The sequence below is a fragment of the Actinomycetota bacterium genome, assembly GCA_035540895.1.
Classification (GTDB): domain Bacteria; phylum Actinomycetota; class JAICYB01; order JAICYB01; family JAICYB01; genus DATLFR01.
This window is the reverse complement of the sequence record DATLFR010000100.1, coordinates 1-4211: the sequence shown is the minus strand read 5'-3', so window position 1 is coordinate 4211 and position 4211 is coordinate 1. Positions and strand designations below refer to the sequence as shown.

Annotated in this window: 4 protein-coding genes; all 4 read left to right on the top strand. The window is 69.7% G+C overall.

Features of this window, described 5'->3' with window-relative positions; all coding sequences use genetic code 11:
- A partial coding sequence (locus VM840_05810) for an IMP dehydrogenase (GenBank protein HVL81092.1) occupies nt 1–481 on the top strand: 481 nt, incomplete at its 5' end.
- The gene (locus VM840_05805) at nt 478–1422 is read left to right on the top strand and encodes a hypothetical protein (GenBank protein ID HVL81091.1); all 945 of its coding nucleotides are present in this window, start codon (nt 478–480) and stop codon (nt 1420–1422) included. The genes VM840_05810 and VM840_05805, both read left to right, overlap by 4 nt.
- Nucleotides 1423–1528: 106 nt before the next feature.
- Nucleotides 1529–3061, top strand: coding sequence for a glutamine-hydrolyzing GMP synthase (guaA, locus tag VM840_05800; protein ID HVL81090.1), 1533 nt, complete (start codon nt 1529–1531; stop codon nt 3059–3061).
- 89 nt (nt 3062–3150) lie between these two features.
- On the top strand, nt 3151–4211 hold a 1061-nt coding region (locus VM840_05795; GenBank protein HVL81089.1), incomplete at its 3' end, for a hypothetical protein.

The following is a 4211-nucleotide window of genomic DNA, read 5'->3' as shown; positions in this document are numbered from 1 at the left end:
GTTGGGGATCGGGGTTCCCCAGGCGACCGCGATATCGGACGCCGCAGCCGCCCGCAGCGAGCACCTGGAGGAGACCGGGCGTTACTGCCATGTCATCGCCGACGGAGGACTGCGGACGGGGGGCGACATCTCCAAGGCGATCGCCTGCGGGGCCGACGCCGTCATGATGGCGTCCCCGCTCGCCGCCGCCTTCGACGCGCCCGGGAAGGGCTACCACTGGGGGATGGCGACCTTCCACCCCGAGCTGCCGCGCGGGGCGCGCGTGCAGACGACCCAGGTCGCGACGTTGAAGGAGATCCTGTCCGGACCCGCCGCCGTGAACGACGGGACGCTGAACCTGTTCGGCGCGCTCCGCTTCTCCATGGCGACGTCCGGATACGGCACGATCAGGGAGTTCCACAAGGCGGAGATCGTGGTCGCCCCGGCGATCAAGACGGAGGGCAAGGACCTGCAGAGGGCCCAGAAGGTGGGGATGGGATGAGGACACGCACATCGATGTTTCGGTGGGTGGCCGTCGCGGCCGCCGTCATGCTCCTGCTCAGCGGCTGCAACCTCCAGCGGAGAGGGACGGCGCCCGAGGACCCGGGCTCGAGCAACGTCGGGTCCGGAGTGAAACTGCCGCCCGAGCTCGAGGAGCAGGCTCAGCAACAGGAGCAGCAGCCCGCACAGAACGTCACACCGGCTCCCCAGTCCAGGCAGCAGCAGGAGGCGGCCAAGAAGTCCAACCCGGTGCCTCCGCCCCCTCCGCCGGCGGCGTTCGCCGCCGAGGGCGAGGCGACCGGGATCGCCCTAGCCCGTCGGATCCTCTCGTCCTCGACCCCGAAGCTGGTGTTCGAGATCGCCGCCGTGGAGGGGACGGGTCCGAACGCGGCCGCGGTGGCTGGCTTCGTCAACTACGTCAGCTCGATCGTCCAGAAGACCGAGGTCGAGGTCATGCCGGTGAAGTCCATCCCTCGGCAGCACGAGGCCTACGACAGCCAGAAGGTGTTCGAGGCGATGGGGAACCACCGGACGACCAACAACAGCGATCCGAGCGTGGCGACGGTGTGGATCCTGTACGTGCCGGAGTTCTCGGGCGCGGCCGGGGTCGCCTGGTTCGGGGCGAACGGCGTTATCGCGATGAACCACTCGGCGGTCAACGGCCCCGGGGCGGCCGCCGTGGGCGGCGCGCAGCGGATGGAGCGTGCGGTGCTGACCCACGAGTTCGGACACGTGATGAGCCTCATCAACCTGGCCTACAAGAGCCCGCGCAACCACGAGGACCCCAACAGCAAGGGGCACTCGCGCAACCGCAACTCGGTCATGTACTACGCGGTCGAGATGGTCAACCCGGGCAACGTGATCCAGGGCGGCACGCCGCTCGAGTTCGACAACGACGACAAGGCCGACCTGAACGACGTCCGGGACGGGAAGCTCGGGTGACGTTCGTCGCCACATCGTGGGAGCCGGGGCCGCGCCGAAGGCGCGGCCCCGGCGCTTCGCCCCCGCGATCGGACGCGGCTTGACGGCGTCTGGTACCAACAGGGGGATGACGCAACCCGTCCTCGTGGTCGACTTCGGCGCCCAGTACGCCCAGCTGATCGCCCGGCGGGTCCGCGAGTGCCACGTCTACTCCGAGATCGTCCCCCACACGATCGACGCCGACGAGCTGGCGCGCCGCAACCCGGCCGGTCTGATCCTCTCCGGGGGTCCGGCCTCCGTCTACGCCCCCGACGCCCCCACCTGCGACGTGCGGCTGCTCAGGCTCGGCGTCCCCGTGCTCGGGATCTGCTACGGGCAGCAGCTGATGACGAGCCTCCTCGGTGGGGAGGTCGCGCATACCGACGTCGGGGAGTACGGCAAGACGGAGATCGCGATCGGGGAGGGTTCGAGCGTCCTGCTCGACGGGCTCCCGGAGCAGACGACCGTGTGGATGTCCCATCGCGACACGGTCGTCCAGCCGCCGGACGGCTTCACGGTCACCGCGGCGTCCGAGACCTGTCCGGTGGCCGCGATGGAGGACCCAGAGGACGGGCTGTTCGGCGTCCAGTTCCACCCCGAGGTCGCCCACACCCCGCGCGGCCGGGAGATCCTGAAGAACTTCCTGTACACGGCGTGCGACGTGCTCCCGTCGTGGACCCCGCTCTCGATCATCGACGAGGCGACCGACGCGATCCGTCGCCAGGTCGGGTCGGAGAAGGTGGTGTGTGCGCTGTCCGGCGGCGTCGACTCCTCCGTGGCCGCGCTCCTCGTCCACAAGGCGATCGGCGAGCAGCTGACCTGCATCTTCGTCGACCACGGCCTGCTGCGAGAGGGCGAGGCCGAACAGGTCGTGGAGACCTTCCGTCGTCACTTCCAGGTGGAGCTGATCCACGTCGACGCGCGGGAGCGGTTCATGACCGCGCTCGAGGGGGTGTCCGACCCGGAGGAGAAGCGCAAGGTGATCGGCACCCATTTCATCCGTGTCTTCGAGGACGTCGCCAAGGGACTGGGGGACGTGAAGTACCTCGTCCAGGGGACGCTCTACCCCGACGTGATCGAATCGGGCTCCTCCACCGCCGCGACGATCAAGACCCACCACAACGTGGGGGGGCTCCCGGAGGGGATGCGGTTCTCGCTCGTCGAGCCGCTGCGCAACCTCTTCAAGGACGAGGTCCGCGCCGTGGGGATGGAGCTCGGGCTCCCCGAGGAGATCGTCTACCGGCAGCCGTTCCCGGGCCCCGGACTCGCCGTGCGGATCATCGGGGAGGTCACGCCGGAGCGCGTAGAGATCCTGCGCAGCGCGGACGCCGTGGTTCGGTCGGAGCTGCACCGGGCGGGGCTCGACCGAGAGATCTGGCAGGCCTTCGCGGTGCTGCCGGCCATCCGATCGGTGGGGGTCCAGGGAGACGAGAGGACCTACGCGTACCCGATCGTCGTCCGGGCGGTCACCTCGGAGGACGCGATGACCGCGGACTGGGCGCGGATCGACCACGAGGTCCTCGAGCGGATCAGCAACCGGATCACCGCCGAGGTGAAGGGCGTGAATCGGGTCGTGTACGACATCACGTCAAAGCCTCCCGGCACCATCGAGTGGGAGTGACGCCCGCGTCCTAGCGGGCAGGGAACGGTCCGCACGCGGAGAACCCTTCCTGGGGGCGAGCTCCGCTCGCCGCGGTGTCTAGGGGAGGGGTGACCGTGCGTCTGCGTCCGTTCTCGTCCTGGCTGGTCCTGGGATTGCTCGCGTCTCTGCTGGTGGCAACGGGGTCGGTGTCCCGGGCCGCGCTCGGTCGGGTGATCGTCGAGGACACCTTCGAGTCGCTGGCGGACGCGCCGGGGGCGGCACCGGCCAACTGGCGGATCCTCACCATCCCGCCGTTCAACGACAACCACGGAACCCGGTGGACCGTGGCCAACAACTCGGCCGGCTCCGCCTTCGTGGACGGCGGCCAGACCAAGTCACTCTCCTGGGACGACGTGGCGAGCAGGACGGGAGACGCCTTCAACCCCGACGGCAGCACACGCGACGATTTCCCTCTCGGTGTCGTCTACCGCACCCCAGCCACGGCGGCCGACCAGCCCGGACGCGTCGGCACCTACACCATCAGCGCCGCTACGCGCATCACCGACGTCGGTCACGCGCGCCTCACCCAGAACGGGGAGCCGCTGAGGCTCACCGAGGACGGCGAGACCTTCCTCATCACCTACGGATCCGTGGTCGGGGCGCTCTTGTGGCCGCCGCCGGCGACGGAGTCGCAGCCCTGTCCGGAAGGGTTCGGGCAGCCCACCGACGAGTGCCGTCCCGCGGCCGCGATCGCGGGAGGCGTCATCCTGGTCGACCCCGGGAACGGGTTCGACGACGACCCGTCCGACGACCGGGTCGAGGTCGGGGCGCTCTACGTGTCGGGGTTCGTCAACCAGACGGACGTTACCCGGTCCGGCTTCGCGGACACGATCGTGCCCGTGCGGGTCCGGACGTCGCTCACCCGCGCAGACCTGTTCGGACGCACGCACCGCGTCGAGCTCTTCGTCGACTCCAACAAGCACCTCGGGCTGCGCATGAACGGTGTGTTCTACGGCTGGGGGGAGGTGGCGAACCCCGACGGGTCGCCGCTGCTGGTCCCCCTCTCGAAGCTGACCTCGTACGGGATGGCCGGCGTCGTCCGCAACCACACCCGGTTCGACAACTTCAAGGCCCAGGCCGGGCTCCCGTCCGAGCTGCCGCCTGCGAACCCGACCCCTACCCCTTCCGC